Genomic DNA, 16123 nt, shown 5'->3' on the forward strand with positions numbered 1-16123 from the left:
GCTGTTTACGCGTTAGCTGGCGCGATCCGCTCCTGACCGCGCTCGTCCAGCCAGGCGAACATGTTTCTCGTATACTTTTCGATTTCTTCTCCGACGAACAGATGGCTGGCCCCTTCCGCCAGCCATTTTTCGTGCCAGACGCCAGCCTTTTGCAACGCGGCTGCCAGCCTGTGGGCATGCTCGACGCTCACATTTTCATCCTCTGTGCCGTGGATGATCAACACCGGACAAGCGATCTCGCCTGCGCGATACAGCGGGGTGCGGTCGCGGTACGCTGCTTCCTGCTTGTCGGGATGGCCAATCAGCCTGCGCAACATTCTGCGCATGTCCACCCGCTCTTCGTACGTCAAAAACATGTCGCTGACCCCGCTCCAAACGACAGCAGACAGCAAGCCTTTGCATTCCATCGCCGCAAACAAAGCCATCACCCCGCCGCGGGAAAAGCCGTACGCGCTGATCCGCCGGGAATCGACGATGTTCAGCTTGCGCAGCAGCTCGTAGGCTGAAAAGACGTCCTGCCGATCTGCCCCGCCAAATTCGTCCCGTCCCGCACAGCCTTCATTCCCCCGATAGTGCGGGGCGAGAACGACATAGCCAAAGGCAGCCATCTGGCTGATCCGCTCCGGTCTGACCCGTCCGATTCCTTTGATCCCGCCGCGGCAATAAAGCAGCGCGGGAAGCCTTGTCTCTTCCGCCAGAAAATGTTCCGGCACCGCCAAAAGCGCTTTGACCAGCAGATCGTCGCTATAATAGCTGACCGTATAGAGCGCGACCCCTGAGACGACGCTCTCTTCCGGCGCAAAAGCGACAAAGGGGGCAAAATCAACCTGCATCCTGCTCACGATTCCTCTCTCTGCTGCCCCGGCGCCAGCTTTTCCACAAGGAACTGCATGGACGGCGACAGCCATTTCTTTTTATGATGCACCACCTGAATGAAAAACGGAGGCTTGTCGCTGCGAAAAGGCACGGCAGCCAGCAAGCCTTCCGCCTGTTCTCTTTTCACAGCCATGGACGGCAAAAGTGCCACTCCCAGACCGCAGCGCACGCACTGCTTGATCGCTTCCGGGTTGCTGAACTGGCAGGCGATTCGCGGCGTTATTCCTTGCTCGCCAAGCACCTCCGTAAGCATCCCTCTGTACGTGCAGCCTTCTTCGGTGAGGATAAGCGATTCGCTCGCCAAATCGCGGGCTGTCAGCACAGGCAAGCTCGCAAGCCGATGTTCGGGAGGCATGACGATCACCAGCTCCTCCTGACGAACGACCTCTGCTACCAGCTCCTTGTCTGTACAGCGGCGATCGAAAATGATCCCGATGTCCAGGTAACCATCGCGAAGCTGCTGCAAAATCACCTCTTCACTCGCCGTCCGCAGCACGAGATCGACCGCCGGATATTGCTCACGGAAGCTTTGCAAGTACGGGGGCAAAAAGAAAGCAGCAAGCGTATCAATCGTGCCAATCGCAAGCGGGCCGCTCGCCTGACGGTTCACGATGTCTTTAGATTCCCCATATAGCCGGATCATTTCCCTCGCATACGGCAACAGTGCTTCTCCCGCCTGAGTCATGCGCAGCCTGCGTCCGTAGCGCTCAAACAGCGGCACTCCATAAGATTGTTCCAGCTTTTGCATCTGGGCAGTCACTGTCGGCTGCGCATAGCCAAGCTCCTCCGCCGCCCGCGTGAAGCTGCCCCATCTGGCTACCTCGCGAAACGTATGCAAATACACCAGCTCCATCGGCACACCTCCTGTTCAATCATAGAAATCACTGATGTTTATTATCAAATAGTATAGATAACTGTGATGATTCGATCAATGCTAAGCTGAAGTCATCCCGAATCAAGGAGGAATGAACGTGTCTGTCGTATTGCAAATTCCGGCCGCGCCCCCGGCGCAAGCCCATCGCCATTTTCTCGCCAAGCTCTCTTTGGAAACAGACGTATCAGATGTCTGGAATGACCTGCAAAACGGCGTGGCGGATTATATCATCGTCGATGCCCGCAGCGAAAAAGCGTATCAGGAGTGCCACGTACCTGGCGCCATCTCGTTGCCCCACGCGCTTATCAGCGGGGAAACCACTGCGTTTTTGGATCGCTCCAAGCTGTTGGTCGTCTACTGCTGGAGCCCTGCGTGCAACGGTGCGGCAAAAGCGTGCGCCAAGCTTGCGGAGCTTGGCTTTTCCGTCAAGGAGATGCTCGGCGGGATGGAATATTGGCAGCGTGAGGGGAATCGGATAGAAGGAAGCATTTTGCCGGAAAAAAATCCTCCCCGTCCGCTTTTTAGTGAATAGGCGAGCAAGCATTTGGCATCACACGCCGGGAATCGTTACCTTTGTCACCTTGTCCAAGAGCTACAGGTGCAAAGCGTGGAAGCGGACAAGTAACAGCGCAAAAGAGCCCTCCTGCACGAAGGGCTCCTTGCTTTGTTTAGGCTTTGGCTTTGGTTTTAGTTGACGTTGGCGACGTTGGGGACTTTGCTGCGCTCCGCTTGCCAGGAAAGCTCCTGCACGAGCTGCTCCACAGAATCTTGCAGCCGCTGCGCCGCTTCCTCCTCCAACGAGTTTGCCCCGTCCTCGCCTTTTTTCACCAGCGAATCGAGGATAAAGGCACCCGCCAGCAAATGTCTTGCGCCCAGTGCGGACAAGACTGGCTTGAGAGCGTAATCGATCGCCAGCAGATGGGCGATCGTCCCGCCGATTGCCACGGGCAAAATCACCTTGTTCTCCAAAGCTTTTTGCGGCAGCAGGTCCAAATACACTTTCAGCACACCGGAATACGCCGCTTTGTAGATCGGGGTCGCGATGACGAGCGCGTCTGCCTCGGCGATCCGCTCGTTGGCCTGTACGATAGCGGGACTGTCAAAACGAACGTGCAGCAAATCGTCCGCAGGCAAGTCGCGCACATGAACCCAGTCTGTTTCGTGTCCAGCTTCCAGCAACAATCGATCTATGTAGGTCAGGACGGTGTCCAGTCTGGAGCCTGCATAGGGACTTCCTGATACAATCACGAGTTTTGCCATAGCTTGATCTCTCCTTTTTTATTTGGCAAGCAGCGATGTCCCTGCCTGCCGCGCAAGTTTGTCGATTTCCTCAGTTCCTGTGCCGCATCGGGCGTTTGGCCCGCTTCCTTTTCCCCGATCCGTTCTTGTTGCGCTGAATCCATGCCAGCCCTGCGGCTTTTTACCCGCTGTAATGATCCCGCCATTTGAGCCATTTTTTCTCCAGGTAGCGCACCAGCGAATCCGTCGCCTTGCCGACCAGCGCAAAGATCACGATTCCTACAAACACAATGGACGTTTGTGAAAATTGGCGCGCATCCATAATCAAGTAGCCGACCCCTTCGCTCGAACCCATCAATTCTGCCACGACCAGTCCCAGCCAGGCAGCACCCAGAGACAGCCGGACACCGAGCAAAATATTCGGCAGCGCTGCCGGGATAATCAGCTTGGTAATTTGCTTCCAGCGGCTGAACTGCAACACTCGGGCGACGTCAAACAGCTTGGCGTCAACACTGCGTATCCCGAGAAATGTATTTACGTAGAGCGGAAAAAATGCTCCTTTGGCAATCAATAGCACCTTGGACAGCTCGCCGAAGCCAAACCACAAAATAAACAGCGGAATCACCGCCAGATGCGGAATCGTCCTGAGCATTTGCACCGATGGATCGAGCGAATGCTCCACCCGATTGGAAAAGCCTACCGCCAGTCCTGCCAGCAGTCCGATCGCTCCGCCGAGCAAAAAGCCTGTCGCCGCCCGCATGATGCTGATTTGCAAATGTCCAAGCAGCTCCCCGCTCGCCAAAAGCTCGCCCGCCGCAGTCAAAATTTGCAGCGGCGTCGGCAGCATAGTCGCCGACACCATTCCCAATTCGCCTGCCGTCTGCCAGACGATCAGGACAACGACGGGCAGGATCAAGCCTTTTAACCAGATCGCCAGTTTGGTGCTGTTGCCCGCCCTGGCTTTTGCTTTCGTCGGCAGGACGGGTTTGGCCGAAGCAGTCGCGGCGACCGAGATTCCCTCTGCTTGATTGCTCATTTTCTTTCACCTCCGTCAAATCCCTGAGCTATCGACCAATTCCAGTTCGTCTACCTTTTCGAACTCGTTCAAGACGAGATGGCGCAGCTCCTGAAAGGAACGGTTTGCCTTTTTCCGGGGAAAAGGCAGATCGACAGGAACGATGCGCTTGATGGAGCCCGGGTGTGCGTTCATGATCACGACCCGGTTGGCCAAGTAGATCGCTTCGTCGATATCGTGTGTCGCGAAGATCATCGTCGTCTTGTTTTCCTGCCAAATGTCGAGCAGGACTTCCTGCATGTGTGAGCGGGTAAAGGCATCCAGCGCTCCGAACGGTTCGTCCAGCAAAAGCACCCGGGGATTGCGCAAGAGCGCACGGGCGATCGCCACCCGCTGCGCCATGCCGCCAGACAGCTCGCGCGGATACGACTTGGCAAATCCTCCGAGCCGGACGAGCTGGATCAGCTCATCTACGCGCTCGCGAATCGCCGGATTTTTGAGCGACAGGTTGGCGGCGATGTTTTTTTCCACTGTCAGCCAGGGAAAAAGCCGCGGCTCCTGAAAAATGAAGCCTTTGTCGATACCGGGACCGCTCACTGGCTGTCCGGCAAGCTGGACGCTCCCGGCGTATTCCGTGTCCAGTCCCGCGACGATTTTCAGCAGTGTGCTCTTCCCGCAGCCGCTCGGCCCGATGACGGTGAGGAACTCGCCTTCCTTTACAGTCAGCCGAATGTCGCGGAGCGCCTGCGTCGCTCCTTTGGACGTCTCAAATGTCTTGTCGAGTCGAGTGATCTCTAGCAGCGCTGTCATACGCCGACTCCTTTTGCCTGCTGTCGTTGCTCCAGCTTCTGTTTGACGACAGGCAGCAACAGCTCGCCAGTAATCGCCGCTTCCTCCAGATGGGGGTACCCGGACAAAATAAAAGACGAGATGCCCAGATCGATGTATTCCAAAATGCGGTCGGACACTTGCTCAGGGGTACCTACCAGCAGGACGGCACCGCCGCCGCGCACGGTCGACAGGCCAGACCACAGATTGGGACCAATCACGTAGTTGTCTTTTTTGGAGCCTTCCCGCAGCTCATTTTGCCGTTTTTGACCGATGGCATCCGTGTGGCTGAACCGCTGGCCGGACTGCTGGAGCGCCTGCGGATCTACCTTGCTGATGATTTCCCACGCTTCTTTCCACGCCTCTTCCTCCGTCTTGCGCACCAGCACCTGGGCGCGAAGTCCGTAGCGCAGCTCGCGGTCGCGGCCAAGCTCTCGCTTCAGCTCCTCCACCTCGGCAATCTGCTGGCGAATCCACTCCAGCGGTTCCGCCCACATCAAGTAGACATCGGCTGTCTGAACCGCAACCCGTTTGCCTGTGGGCGAGCTTCCCCCGTAGTAGAGCGGCGGGTGCGGCTGCTGCACGGGAGCAGGCAAGCTCGCCCCTCCCTTGATCTCATAAAAGCGACCGGAATAGTGAAGCGGCTGCGCTCCCTGCTGAGCGGTCTGGTTGCTGGCCAAAAACCGCTCCGGCTGGGCGTGCGAATTTGTCCAGACGCTTTTGACAATCTCCAGAAACTCCCGCGTGCGCTCATAGCGGCCGTCGTGATCGTGGGCGAGCGGGTCACCCGTGGCGAGCAAATCTGGCGGGCTGCCGCCTGTCACGACATTAATCAGTGCCCTGCCGCCCGACACCTGATCGAGCGAAGCAGCCATCCGCGCAGCCAACACAGGGGCGATCAGCCCGGGACGCATAGCGACCAGCGGCTTGAGCACCTGTGTATTGGCAGCGATCGTAGCCCCGACGATCCATGAATCGATGCAAGCTCCGCCAGTCGGAATCAAGGCAAAAGTAAAGCCTGCCCGCTCGGCTGTTTGCGCCACCTGAACCATGTAGTCAGCAGTCGACTCGCGCTCCGGCTCGACGCCGATATACTTGCCGTCTCCCGTCGTTGGAATAAACCAGCCAAATTCGGCTTGTTGCTTTGATTTCCCCATCTGCTCCACTCCTTTGAATTGATTTGGAATGAAAAAGAAGGCACAGCCGCGGTCATCTCCGCAACTGTGCCTCCAGTTTTCTGGTTGGCAAAACCCAATAATTCACACTTGATTAGTCGGTATTGTGCGCAATCGTATCATCGGCTTCCAGCGGCTGTCAATAGGGTCAACAAGAAATTTGCTCCGCTATTCCGGCTATTCTTACTATATTGCATATTGGGATTGACTCTTCTCCCATTTGTTGCTATCATCCATTTCATACTTTGCAACTCGGAATTATCCTTTTACCGACCAGACCACTGGAGGTCTCCTTCCAACAGCGAACGACTGCTGTTTGGGACGAGGCCTTTTGTGCGTCCTGCACTCCCAATTTTTCTATGAGGTGATACACATGGGCAATCAAAAACGCACGCTCCACCTGAACTTGTTTTTGTCGAGCTTGGGTCATCATGAGGCGGCATGGCGCCATCCTTCCTCGCGCGTGGAGGATATCATCGACTTTTCCCACTTTCAGCGGCTGGCGCAAAAAGCGGAGCAAGCCAAGCTGGATTCCCTCTTTTTGGCCGACCGCTACGCCACCTCGCGCAAAGCTGTCAAGTACGGGGCGATCAGCGGACTGGAACCGCTCACCCTCCTGTCCGCTCTCGCCGTCGTGACCAGCCGGATCGGGTTGATCGCTACGGTCTCCACCAGCTTCAACGAACCGTTCAACCTCGCCCGCCGCTTTGCTTCCCTCGACCATCTCAGCAAAGGCCGGGCGGGCTGGAACATCATCACGTCCGGAACAGATGGCGAGGCGCAAAATTTCAACTGCGAGCGAATCCCCGAGCATCACCTTCGCTACGAACGGGCGGCAGAATTTCTCGATGTCACTCTCAAGCTGTGGGACAGCTGGGAGGCCGACGCGCTAATCCAGGACAAAGCCTCGGGCATTTACGCAGACAACAGCAAGGTGCACGAGTTCAACCACAAAGGCAAGCATTTTGCCGTGCGCGGCCCGCTGAACTTGCCGCGCTCTCCCCAGGGACGGCCACTGCTCGTCCAGGCCGGATCTTCCTAGGACGGAAAAGATTTCGCCGCCCGGTATGCCGAAGCCATTTTCACCGCACAGCAATCGCTGGCGGACGCCCAGGCGTTTTACGCGGACGTCAAATCGCGCGTCGCCCGCTACGGACGCTCCCCTGAACAAGTCGTCATCCTGCCTGGCATTTGCCCGATCATCGGCGAGAGCGAGGCAGAGGCAAAAGAAAAAGAGGCGCAGTTGCACGAGTTGACGCATCCCGCCTACAGCCTGCTGCAACTATCCAATCGCATCGGCTACGATCTGTCCTCCTACCCATTGGACGGCCCGCTGCCCGAGCTTCCCGCAACGGAACAAATCGCCGGGCATCAGAGCCGCGCCCAGCTGATCCGGGACTTGGCCGAGCGGGAAAACTTGACGCTTCGCCAACTGCTGCTTCGTCTCGCCGGAGGTCGCGGCCATCGGACGATCGCAGGCACTGCCGAGCAAGTGGCGGACGAGTTGGAGGCGTGGTTTACCCAAGGCGCGGCAGACGGCTTCAACATCATGCCGCAGTTGACGAACGGAGGGCTGGAGGACTTCATCGACCAGGTCGTGCCGAAGCTGCAACAAAGGGGGCTGTTCCGCACAGAGTACACCGGGCACACCTTGCGCGAGCATTACGGGCTGGATGTTCCAGCCAACCAGTTTGCCAGTGCGCCACAAGTCCATTAGGACACCCATAGACCTACAGAAAAGAAAGGATGAACAAACATATGCAGTCTTCCCCGAAAACAATCGGCTGGCTTCGTCTGATCGTCGTCCTGTCCCTGCTGTTGCTCAGCGCTTGCGGCAAAGCAGCAGCACCCGAGCAACAGCAGACCGTTGCCGCCAGTGCAGAGGCAAAAGAAAAAGTCGTCGTAAACATCGGCATTCAAGGCAGCACCGGGATTTTCTCCTACGCCAGGGACAAGGGCATTTTTGAAAAAGCTTTTGCCCAAGCCGGAGCCGAAGTAAAGTGGCATGAATTTGCCAGCGGTCCTCCCCATTTCGAAGCGATTGCCTCCGGGCGGCTCGACTTCGGCGCGACAGGCGGCACTCCGGTCGTCTCTGCACAAACCGGAGGTGTCGATTTCAAAGCGATCGCCGTAACGAGCGACGGCAAGCGCAACAACGCGATCGTCATTCCGAAAGGCAGCCCGATCGCCGACATTAAACAGCTCAAGGGCAAGAAGATCGCCGTCGCCAAAGGCAGCAGCGCCTACAACTTCCTGTACATGGTGCTGAATCGGGCCGGGCTGAACGACAAGGACGTGGAAATCATTCACCTTCAGCCGGATGAAGCGCGACCCGCCCTTGACACCGGAGCTATCGATGCGTGGTCGACTTGGGAGCCTTACGTGACGACCGCTGTCGTGCAGACGCAGGCCAAGACGCTCGTGACAGGCGACGATCTGAACATTTTCGCTCCCGGATTTTTGATCGCGCGCACTGGCTTTACCGCAGACCACCCCGAGCTGACGGTCCTGTTTCTCAAAACGTACGAAGAAGTGCGCCGCTACTACGTCAGCCACCTCGACGAAGTAACGGACGAATTTGTCAAAACCAAGAAGCTGGAGCGGGAGATCATCAGCAAGGTTTTGCAAAATTCAAGTCCCATCCTCTCCCCGATCACGCCGGAATTTGCCAAAGCGCATCAGGAGCAGGCCGATTTTCTCTTCTCCGTGGGCGCGATCAAAAAGAAGCTCGACACTTCCCAAGTATTGGAGAGCAAATTCGTCGAGCAGGCGTTGAAGGAAGTCGGGAACTAACCCTGCTGCCGTGCAATGCTAGGCGAGATTGGAGTTCCAAACACGTTACGATGCAAAATGACTTTAGGGATTTTCAGCGGGAAGGGAGATGAGACGGAGGCACTTCGTCATCGAGCGTGGTGATGCGCATAAGATGAATCTCTCGCAATTTGTTCGTTCAAAAATGCGCAAAAAAGACAGGGAAGCTCCCTGTCTTTTTGCTTTAGTGTCAACCTCGTAAAAAAAAAGGACGGGATGTCCCGTCCTTTTTCTGTTATCACAAGGCTTAGTAGCCACGTTTTGCGTTCTTTTTGTTGATAGTCGCAAGGTTCTCTTCGCTGTGCTTCAACCATTTTTTCAATTTGTCCTCGAAGGAAGCTGCGTTGTCGCGTTTTGCATTTCCTCCGCGATCGCCTCCACGATATCCACCACCACGGCGCTCTTCACGCTCCGGACGCTCAGGCGCTGGGAGTGCGGCGCGAACCGAAAGCGAGATTTTACCTGCATCATCAATGGAGAGAACTTTTACCTTTACTTGTGCCCCCACGGTAAAGTGATCATTGATATCTTTTACAAAACCGTTTGCTACTTGGGAAATGTGGACCAGCCCCTGCTCGGTTTCGCTGACTGCTACGAACATCCCAAACGGTTTAATCGCTGTCACTTTTCCTTCGATGATGCTTCCCACTTGTACTGCCATCCAGTTTGCACTCCTTTTATTATTTCAGAAAAATGGTGAGAACCTCAAACCAGAAGCCTCATTCTCCTAGTATAGCAGAGAAATTCCAATACTGAAAAGCCTATTCTTTCTAGATGACGCACTTCATGCTAGTGAAAAGACAGCTGGTACGCGTCTGTAGCCATTACAAGCTCTTCGTTGGTAGGAATTACCATGACTTTGACCGGAGAATATTCCGTACTGATAAATGCTTCACCTTTGCTGCTGCGATTGGCTTCGCGATCCAGATTGACCCCGGCAAATTCCAGTCCGGTGCAAACCATTTCGCGTACGGTAGAACTATTTTCTCCAACACCTGCTGTAAAAATAATCCCGTCTACGCCATTCAGTCGCGCCAAATACAGCCCAATATGTTTATGCAAAATCGTTGTGAACAATTCCAGGGCAAGCTGGCTGCGATAATGTCCCGCTTCTGCCTTTTCCATAACGTCGCGCAAATCGTTGGACACACCGGATACGCCCATCAGTCCGCTCTTGTTGTTCAAAATCGTAATCGCCCCGGCTGTATCCGTTTTTTCGATTTCTTCAATATACGGAATGATCCCCGGATCGATGTTGCCGCTGCGGGTTCCCATGGACAGTCCCGCCAAAGGCGTCATTCCCATCGACGTATCAAACGATTCTCCGTAGCGAATCGCGGTAATGCTGACCCCGCTGCCGATGTGGCAACTGATCAGCCGCAGCTGTTCTTTCGGACGGTTCAACATCTCTTCGGCGCGGCTCATGACATAGCGGTGAGACGTGCCGTGGAAGCCGTACTTGCGGATTCCGTAATGCTCGTAATACTCGTATGGCAGCGCGTATAGATAGGAGGATGGAGGCATGGTCTGGTGGAACGCTGTATCGAAAACAGCTACGTGTTTCACGTCGGGATAGATGCTTTGGGCGACTTCGATCCCGAGCAGGTTGATCGGATTGTGCAACGGTGCAAAGCGGGACAGGCTGCGAATCTCCGCTTTCACGCGATCGTCCACGACGACAGACTGTTTAAATGCTTCTCCGCCGTGCACGACCCGGTGGGAGATAATATCAATTTGATGTTGCTTTAATGTTTCAAACACGCTGCGAATCGCATCCTCGTATTCGTCGCGTTGGATTTGCTGCAAGTAATCCTGGGCAATCAGTTCTTTGCCCGGCATGGAGTAAAGCTTGTACTTAACCGAGGAGCTGCCGCAGTTCAGTACGAGCACGTTCTTTTTGTCTGACACGAATCTCATCCACTCCCTAATCGTTCAATAAGCAGCTGCCCCGGTCAGGATGGCTGCCGCTCACTTCATTTTATAATGATATGTTCTTCGTGAATACATGTAATTGAGAAGAATTATCAACAACATCGTGACAGATCCGGCTAAATCCAGCAAGACGTCATTCACCATACCTGTCCGATCCGGGGTAAAAGTCTGATGCCACTCGTCCAGAACAGCCACAAGCAGGCTGCAAAAGGCGCTCCATGGCAGGGCGACCGCAAACGAAAGACGGTGGGAAAAAACGCGATAGAAGCTGAAAGCCAACAGCGCGAACACGGTAAAATGCGTTCCCTTGCGAATAAAAAACTCGATAAAGCCCGCCGCTCCCTTGTTCTCGGCGCTGATTTCCTTGCCGGCATACGGAACGGATACCCCTTCCATCCGCTCATTCCAGCTTTGTTCATCGACTACCTTGGATATCGTACCCCGCAAATCTTGTTTGTAGTATGGCTGGGAGGACGACAGGAACAGTCCCACCAAAATCGCAGCCAACAGCAGATAATCCAAAAGCTTTTTCAATCGGCGCAAGCCAGGTTTCCCTCCTACACTCGGTTCTCTTCTCATCTTACCCGAGATTTCCCGAAAAGTCCTTGCCGAGCCTGTGAACAAAACCGTCGCGGCGGTTTTTCCTCTTTTCGGGAGCAAAAGTGGTGGGCGCAGGCGGTCGCGGCGGCTTTCCCTCTCTTCGGTAGCAAAAGCGTTGACCGCAAGCAGACGCAGCTGCTTTACGAATGCCGCTGAGCTGTTTTCACAGCAAAAAAAGACGCCAGCCGTTACGGCTTGACGTCGTCTGTTCCCGTTGGCAACGGCAAGAAGTCCTCTTTTGCCAACTCTCTTTTCTTGTTTGCGGAACCATCCTGCGCTTCCTTGCGCATTTCTTGCGCCAGTTGCTGCTGTCTCTTTTTCCGCGCTCGTGCGTCACTGCGGCGAATCCGCTCATTTTCCTGCCAGTCCCGAATGCGGCGCACCAGGACGGGAATCGACACATCCGACTGGGCGGCCTCTCGCCATTCAGCCGCATGCTGCATGCCAGGCACAAGCACAAGAGTGGCAAACAGCGCGAACACTGTCCCGAACAACAAGGCACTGGCGAACGATACGAATGTTTGCCCATCCGCGAGCGAGCCTGCGGCAATCGGCAAGCTTGCCAGCACGATGGCGATCGCTATCGCTGCGGATGTGGCCCACGAGCGCTGCATGCCGCTGCGCACTCCGTTCCAAATACTCGACTGCTCGCTGCTTGCTGCAAACATGTCATCGAGCTGAACCAAGGCCAGCGAGAGAAGCACAGCGCAAGCGGCAGCCACTCCGTAAAAGCCCATCAAATTCATCGGATGATCCAGCAAAAGCAGTCCCAGCGTGACGCCGCCCGACAACACAGGCAGCAAGAGGAGAGCAAACCAGCCATCCCGCGCCCGTCGTTGCACCAGAAGGCTGGTCAAGAGCACAAGCGCGACCATGGCGAGCATGACGATCAGACGTCCGCTCCAGTCTTTGTCATCGGACTGCTCTTCACGCAGTTTCTTCAGCTCATCCTCGTTCAGTATGGTGTAGCCTTTTGGAACCGTGATTTTTTCTTGCATGGCCAGCGGCAAATTGTACGCCATGCTGTCAATCCATCTTGCATCTGCGATGGCGCTGCTGACCTTGAACACGTACATGCCGTCCTCCCGCTGATAAACCTGCGGCTGCTCCCCGCTCGACCAGTCGACCAGATCAGACAGGCGAACCGCCCCTTGCTGCGTGCGAATCAAAATATGTCTGACTTGTTCGGAATGGTCCATCCACTTGTCGGGAAAGCGGGCAATGACTGAAATATTGCGGTCGTTGACGAAAATGCTGCCCGCCTGTTTTTCGCCGAGATAGCTTTGCAGCTGGCGTTTGATTTCTTCCTCACTCACACGATAGCGCGCCAGCATGTCCGGTTTCGGGCGAATATCGATAAACGCGGTATTTTGCGCCGGACCGATCCGCTCATCTGTGACGATTTCCCGATTGTCTCTGTCCCGCCAGCTCATTTTTTGCAAGTAAACGAGAATTTCTTTGGCAATATGCTGCGTCGTCTCCATGGAAGGTCCCTTGACCGTGAACTCCAGGCGCGTCTTTTGCTCGCTGTTGACGACGAGCGCGAACGGGTCTGTCTGCGGAATGTCGCGGAGCTGCTTGTCCAGCTCCTTTTCCAGATCGTATACGGAGCGAGTCCACTTGGATTTGTCTGTCAGCTTGACATGCATGGTCAAGCGCTCGCGGGAGGCATCCGTATACAGATCAGCTACTTCCGGCAGTTGGCGCAGCCGTTCCTCCGCACTTTTCGCCGCTTTGATGGCATCGTCGATGTTGCTTTCCTGAACCATCGGCAGCGACAGTGTCTTCTCTTTTGGCGCTACTTGGGCAAAAGGATCGACTAGCACAAACGATTGCAAAAGCAAAACAAAAACTACAGATGCGACGAGTGTGAGTCCAAACGGCAAGTAGCCTTGCTGCACCATTTTCTCCCAGCGGACCGTCAGAGCACGCGTCACTTTTCCCGGCGTTCGAGGGATGTTCTCTCCTGCGTCAGCTGGCTCCGGTTCCGCCAGCCATGTCGCTGTCAGTACCGGGATGATCCAGCCATACACCAGGGCAAAGCTCGCTGCGCCGAGAGCGATGACAGGCCAGGCGTCAAACAGGACGGCTTTATCCTCCGCTTTGAGCATGTCTGTCATGACGATGGTGAACCAGGCCGCTGCCATCACCACGAGCGCGAGCAGCAGCGGCTTCACGACCGTCCAGGCTGTTTTCAGGCTTCCCGGGAGCGAATAGGCGCCAAGCCTGTCCAGGCGGGAAAAGAAAGTCGCGCCTGCGACGAGGTAAACAAGCACAAACACAAGCAGCGGCCCCAACGCGGAAAAGGTAAACTTCATTCCAAAGAGCCACAGCGCCCCCAAAACGGTTCCGCTTGCCATGAATACAGCCAAAAGCGACAAGGCGGCAGGGCCGATCCTTTTCAAGGAAGCGAGCAGATAAAGCGCGATGAGAACAGCCGCCACGCCGACAAGCAATGTCAGCTGAGCAACCGCCGCAGAGATCGGCTGCGCCCGATCGTCGAACAGTGTCAGCTCGTATTTGCCGCCTGCATCGGTATTCAGCTCCGCCATCATCTTCGCAGTCTCTTGCCGGATGGCAGGAACTTGCCCCACTTCCGAAGCGTAAACCGATATGCCGACTGCCGGAGAACCTTGATAAACGCTTATCTCCTCGCCTTTGCTTCCTCTTGTGTCGCGAATATCAGCGAGCGTTTTCAGCGGCACATACCCTTTGCCTGTAGAAATCAGTTGCTTGCCCAGCCCCTGCGGCCCTTCTGTCTGACTCGTCCAGGTAAAAGCTGTGCGATCCGCCGTCTTGCCAACCGTCCCGATTTGTTCGCGAATCACATCCTGCGGAAGCTGGCCCAGCACATCCTCAGGAGTCAAACCGTACGCCAGCAGCATCGACGGGCGAAAAACGATCTCGATCTGCTCCCGGACGGCTTGACCGTCGATCTCGACGCGAGCAATGCCCTGCGCCTGGATTAACTTTTCATAGACGGTATACCGCGCCACATCGGAGAGCGTCTGAACATCGCTGCCGTGAAGCAAGTAAAACCCGACCAAATTGTCTCCGAGCTTCTCCTGGCTAATGCTGTATTCCTTGACAGGCAGTGTCTTCATGATCTCGGACACCTTCTGCTCCAGGCGGTCCTTGTAGTCAGAGCCGAGATTTTCTGTCGTTTTGACCGTAATCGTTCCCGATCCGGCACGAGAATCAGAGGAAATCTGCACAGCACTGCCCAGCGCGCGTACCGCCTCCTCTACCTTCCGCGTTACGGATGACTCTACCTGATCCGCTGTCAGTCCTGACGCAGTCAGGTGAATCGTATACTCCGGCAATCCCCTGTCGGGAAACGTCGCCACATCCAGTCTGAACAAGGCGCCAATCGCGAGCAGACAGAGAAGCACGGCCTTCCAGCGGGCCAGAGCAGGCGCAATGGCTAAAAACGTTTTGTTATTCATCCGCCACCTTCACCGCCTCGCCGTCCACCACATAGGAAAGACCCGCCCCTACAATTTGGTCGCCCGGCTCAAGTCCCTCCAGAACTTCATAAAACGTACCGTGCAGCGCCCCTACTTTTACAGGCGTCTTTTCCACTGTGTTTTCCTTGATTTTCATTACGTAATATTCTTCATCGGAGATGCCGATGCTTGCGACCGGAACGATCGGCGCATTTTTTCCGGCTACCGGGTAGTGGCAAGTCACGGTCATGCCGCCTTTCCAGTTCACAGCGCTTCCGTCGACGGTCACTTCAACCGGATAAGCCCCCACATTTTGATCCATGACAGGTGAAACAAAAGTCACTTTCCCTTCCGCCTCGCTGCCATCTGCCGATTTGACCTGCACCGTTGCTCCGGTTTGCCACAAGCCGATCTGCTCGCTGTCTACCTGAAGCTTGACGATCCAACTGCTCGTATCGACGAGGCGAATAACCTCGCTGCCCGGTCCGGTTTGTTCGGACGAAAGCTGCGAGACGGCTGCGACGACACCGGAAAAAGGCGCTTTCAGTACAGCATCGGCAGCCTCTTGCTTCGCGCGGCTGAGCTGAACGTTGGCCTGGCTCACACCGACCTGTGCCTCTTCGACATCCAGTCGGTCTGCGCCCTTCATCAGTTTGTTGTACGCGATCTCCTCTTCCTCCAGGCTGAGCTTGGCTTGCTTCTGTGCCAGAGCCAGCCTGTCCAGCTCGTCTTTGGCGATCGCCCCGTTTGCAAACAGAACAGTCGCTTGCGCATACTCCCGCTCCGCCTTCGCCGCAAGCTCCTTCGCCTTTTCCACCTGGAGCTTTCTCGTCTGAATCTCGTGGCTCTCCGGGCCTGACAGTGCCTTGCTGCGCCGGATATTCGCACTGGCTACTTGCCCGGCTGCCGCCTGAATCCCCGCTTGCAAACTGGATTGATCCAAGGTCGCCAAAGTTTGGCCCGCTTTCACGCTCGCCCCTTTCTGGACGAGAATGCTCGCGATTTTCCCGGAGGTGCCAAACGAAAGCCCCAGCTCCTGCTTCGGCATGACCACGCCTGCTGTCTCCAGCATTCGCGCTTCCTGGTTCTCTACCACTGTGTAAGCACTTACCGTTTTCACCTTGATTACAGTCTCTTCTTCCATCCGTTTAAGTTCTCCGGTTCTTTGATCCAGCTTTTCGCAGCCTGTCAAAAGCAGGACAACGATCGAGAGGCTAATCCATTTTTTCATACTTTCACTCCTGCACCCTTGCGTAATGCGCCTCCTGGTGGCAGCGTAGCCCCTGCTGACCCTTCGGCAAAAATCAACGGTTCTGAGCAATCATTA

Annotated in this window: 14 protein-coding genes and 1 pseudogene; 3 read left to right on the top strand and 12 right to left on the bottom strand. The window is 55.6% G+C overall.

Annotation, left to right across the window (positions count from 1 at the left end; all coding sequences use genetic code 11):
• Positions 1–5: 5 nt before the first annotated feature.
• Both HP435_RS24125 and HP435_RS24130 read right to left on the bottom strand, forming a co-directional pair.
• Positions 6–833, bottom strand: coding sequence for an alpha/beta hydrolase family protein (locus tag HP435_RS24125; RefSeq protein WP_173596768.1), 828 nt, complete (start codon positions 831–833; stop codon positions 6–8).
• 5 nt (positions 834–838) lie between these two features.
• Positions 839–1729: a LysR family transcriptional regulator gene (locus tag HP435_RS24130; protein WP_173598528.1), complete on the bottom strand. Its 891-nt coding sequence runs from the start codon at positions 1727–1729 to the stop codon at positions 839–841.
• Between the two features lie 118 nt (positions 1730–1847).
• Here HP435_RS24130 and HP435_RS24135 point away from each other — a divergent pair, with 118 nt between their 5' ends.
• Positions 1848–2282 (top strand): rhodanese-like domain-containing protein, encoded by a 435-nt coding sequence (locus tag HP435_RS24135; RefSeq protein WP_173598529.1) that lies wholly within the window; start codon positions 1848–1850, stop codon positions 2280–2282.
• A gap of 155 nt (positions 2283–2437) precedes the next feature.
• On the opposite strand, the gene ssuE is transcribed toward HP435_RS24135, so the two are convergent.
• Genes ssuE through HP435_RS24160 form a run of 5 tightly spaced genes read right to left on the bottom strand, consistent with a single transcriptional unit; the run spans position 2438 to position 5989 of the window.
• Positions 2438–3010: an NADPH-dependent FMN reductase gene (gene ssuE, locus HP435_RS24140; RefSeq protein ID WP_173598530.1), complete on the bottom strand. Its 573-nt coding sequence runs from the start codon at positions 3008–3010 to the stop codon at positions 2438–2440.
• On the bottom strand, positions 2995–3153 hold the full coding sequence (locus tag HP435_RS24145) for a hypothetical protein (protein WP_173598531.1): 159 nt from the start codon (positions 3151–3153) through the stop codon (positions 2995–2997). Before HP435_RS24145 ends, ssuE begins: the two co-directional genes overlap by 16 nt.
• A gap of 17 nt (positions 3154–3170) precedes the next feature.
• Positions 3171–4025: an ABC transporter permease gene (locus HP435_RS24150; RefSeq protein ID WP_173596678.1), complete on the bottom strand. Its 855-nt coding sequence runs from the start codon at positions 4023–4025 to the stop codon at positions 3171–3173.
• 15 nt (positions 4026–4040) lie between these two features.
• On the bottom strand, positions 4041–4814 hold the full coding sequence (locus HP435_RS24155) for an ABC transporter ATP-binding protein (protein ID WP_173598532.1): 774 nt from the start codon (positions 4812–4814) through the stop codon (positions 4041–4043).
• Positions 4811–5989 carry an LLM class flavin-dependent oxidoreductase gene (locus HP435_RS24160; RefSeq protein WP_173598533.1) on the bottom strand — a complete coding sequence of 393 codons (1179 nt, stop codon included), beginning with the start codon at positions 5987–5989 and terminating at the stop codon, positions 4811–4813. Before HP435_RS24160 ends, HP435_RS24155 begins: the two co-directional genes overlap by 4 nt.
• 391 nt (positions 5990–6380) lie before the next feature.
• On the opposite strand from HP435_RS24160, the pseudogene HP435_RS24165 reads away from it, so the two are divergent.
• Positions 6381–7724: pseudogene (locus HP435_RS24165) on the top strand (LLM class flavin-dependent oxidoreductase).
• A 29-nt stretch (positions 7725–7753) separates the two neighbouring features.
• A complete protein-coding gene (locus HP435_RS24170; protein WP_173598534.1) occupies positions 7754–8800 on the top strand; it encodes an aliphatic sulfonate ABC transporter substrate-binding protein in 1047 nt (348 codons plus the stop codon).
• Positions 8801–9065: 265 nt separating this feature from the next.
• On the opposite strand, the gene HP435_RS24175 is transcribed toward HP435_RS24170, so the two are convergent.
• The 5 genes from HP435_RS24175 to HP435_RS24195 form a co-directional block, all read right to left on the bottom strand.
• Positions 9066–9479, bottom strand: coding sequence for a S1 RNA-binding domain-containing protein (locus HP435_RS24175; RefSeq protein WP_063230894.1), 414 nt, complete (start codon positions 9477–9479; stop codon positions 9066–9068).
• A gap of 128 nt (positions 9480–9607) precedes the next feature.
• Positions 9608–10726, bottom strand: coding sequence for an acetate/propionate family kinase (locus HP435_RS24180; protein WP_122964361.1), 1119 nt, complete (start codon positions 10724–10726; stop codon positions 9608–9610).
• 60 nt (positions 10727–10786) lie between these two features.
• Positions 10787–11293 (bottom strand): VanZ family protein, encoded by a 507-nt coding sequence (locus HP435_RS24185; protein WP_173598535.1) that lies wholly within the window; start codon positions 11291–11293, stop codon positions 10787–10789.
• A 245-nt stretch (positions 11294–11538) separates the two neighbouring features.
• Positions 11539–14796, bottom strand: a complete 3258-nt coding sequence (locus tag HP435_RS24190) for an efflux RND transporter permease subunit (protein ID WP_173598536.1) — start codon at positions 14794–14796, stop codon at positions 11539–11541.
• Positions 14789–16027 (bottom strand): efflux RND transporter periplasmic adaptor subunit, encoded by a 1239-nt coding sequence (locus HP435_RS24195; protein ID WP_173598537.1) that lies wholly within the window; start codon positions 16025–16027, stop codon positions 14789–14791. Before HP435_RS24195 ends, HP435_RS24190 begins: the two co-directional genes overlap by 8 nt.
• Between the last annotated feature and the right edge of the window lie 96 nt (positions 16028–16123).

Source organism: Brevibacillus sp. HD3.3A (assembly GCF_013284375.2).
Classification (GTDB): Bacteria; Bacillota; Bacilli; order Brevibacillales; family Brevibacillaceae; genus Brevibacillus; species Brevibacillus parabrevis.

What these genes read in the sequence shown, in the direction of transcription:
- HP435_RS24125 (WP_173596768.1), bottom strand. Translation starts at nt 833, where the DNA reads ATGCAGGTTGATTTTGCCCCCTTTGTCGCTTTTGCGCCGGAAGAGAGC.
- HP435_RS24130 (WP_173598528.1), bottom strand. Translation starts at nt 1,729, where the DNA reads ATGGAGCTGGTGTATTTGCATACGTTTCGCGAGGTAGCCAGATGGGGC.
- ssuE (WP_173598530.1), bottom strand. Translation starts at nt 3,010, where the DNA reads ATGGCAAAACTCGTGATTGTATCAGGAAGTCCCTATGCAGGCTCCAGA.
- HP435_RS24145 (WP_173598531.1), bottom strand. Translation starts at nt 3,153, where the DNA reads ATGGATTCAGCGCAACAAGAACGGATCGGGGAAAAGGAAGCGGGCCAA.
- HP435_RS24150 (WP_173596678.1), bottom strand. Translation starts at nt 4,025, where the DNA reads ATGAGCAATCAAGCAGAGGGAATCTCGGTCGCCGCGACTGCTTCGGCC.
- HP435_RS24155 (WP_173598532.1), bottom strand. Translation starts at nt 4,814, where the DNA reads ATGACAGCGCTGCTAGAGATCACTCGACTCGACAAGACATTTGAGACG.
- HP435_RS24160 (WP_173598533.1), bottom strand. Translation starts at nt 5,989, where the DNA reads ATGGGGAAATCAAAGCAACAAGCCGAATTTGGCTGGTTTATTCCAACG.
- HP435_RS24170 (WP_173598534.1), top strand. Translation starts at nt 7,754, where the DNA reads ATGAACAAACATATGCAGTCTTCCCCGAAAACAATCGGCTGGCTTCGT.
- HP435_RS24175 (WP_063230894.1), bottom strand. Translation starts at nt 9,479, where the DNA reads ATGGCAGTACAAGTGGGAAGCATCATCGAAGGAAAAGTGACAGCGATT.
- HP435_RS24190 (WP_173598536.1), bottom strand. Translation starts at nt 14,796, where the DNA reads ATGAATAACAAAACGTTTTTAGCCATTGCGCCTGCTCTGGCCCGCTGG.
- HP435_RS24195 (WP_173598537.1), bottom strand. Translation starts at nt 16,027, where the DNA reads ATGAAAAAATGGATTAGCCTCTCGATCGTTGTCCTGCTTTTGACAGGC.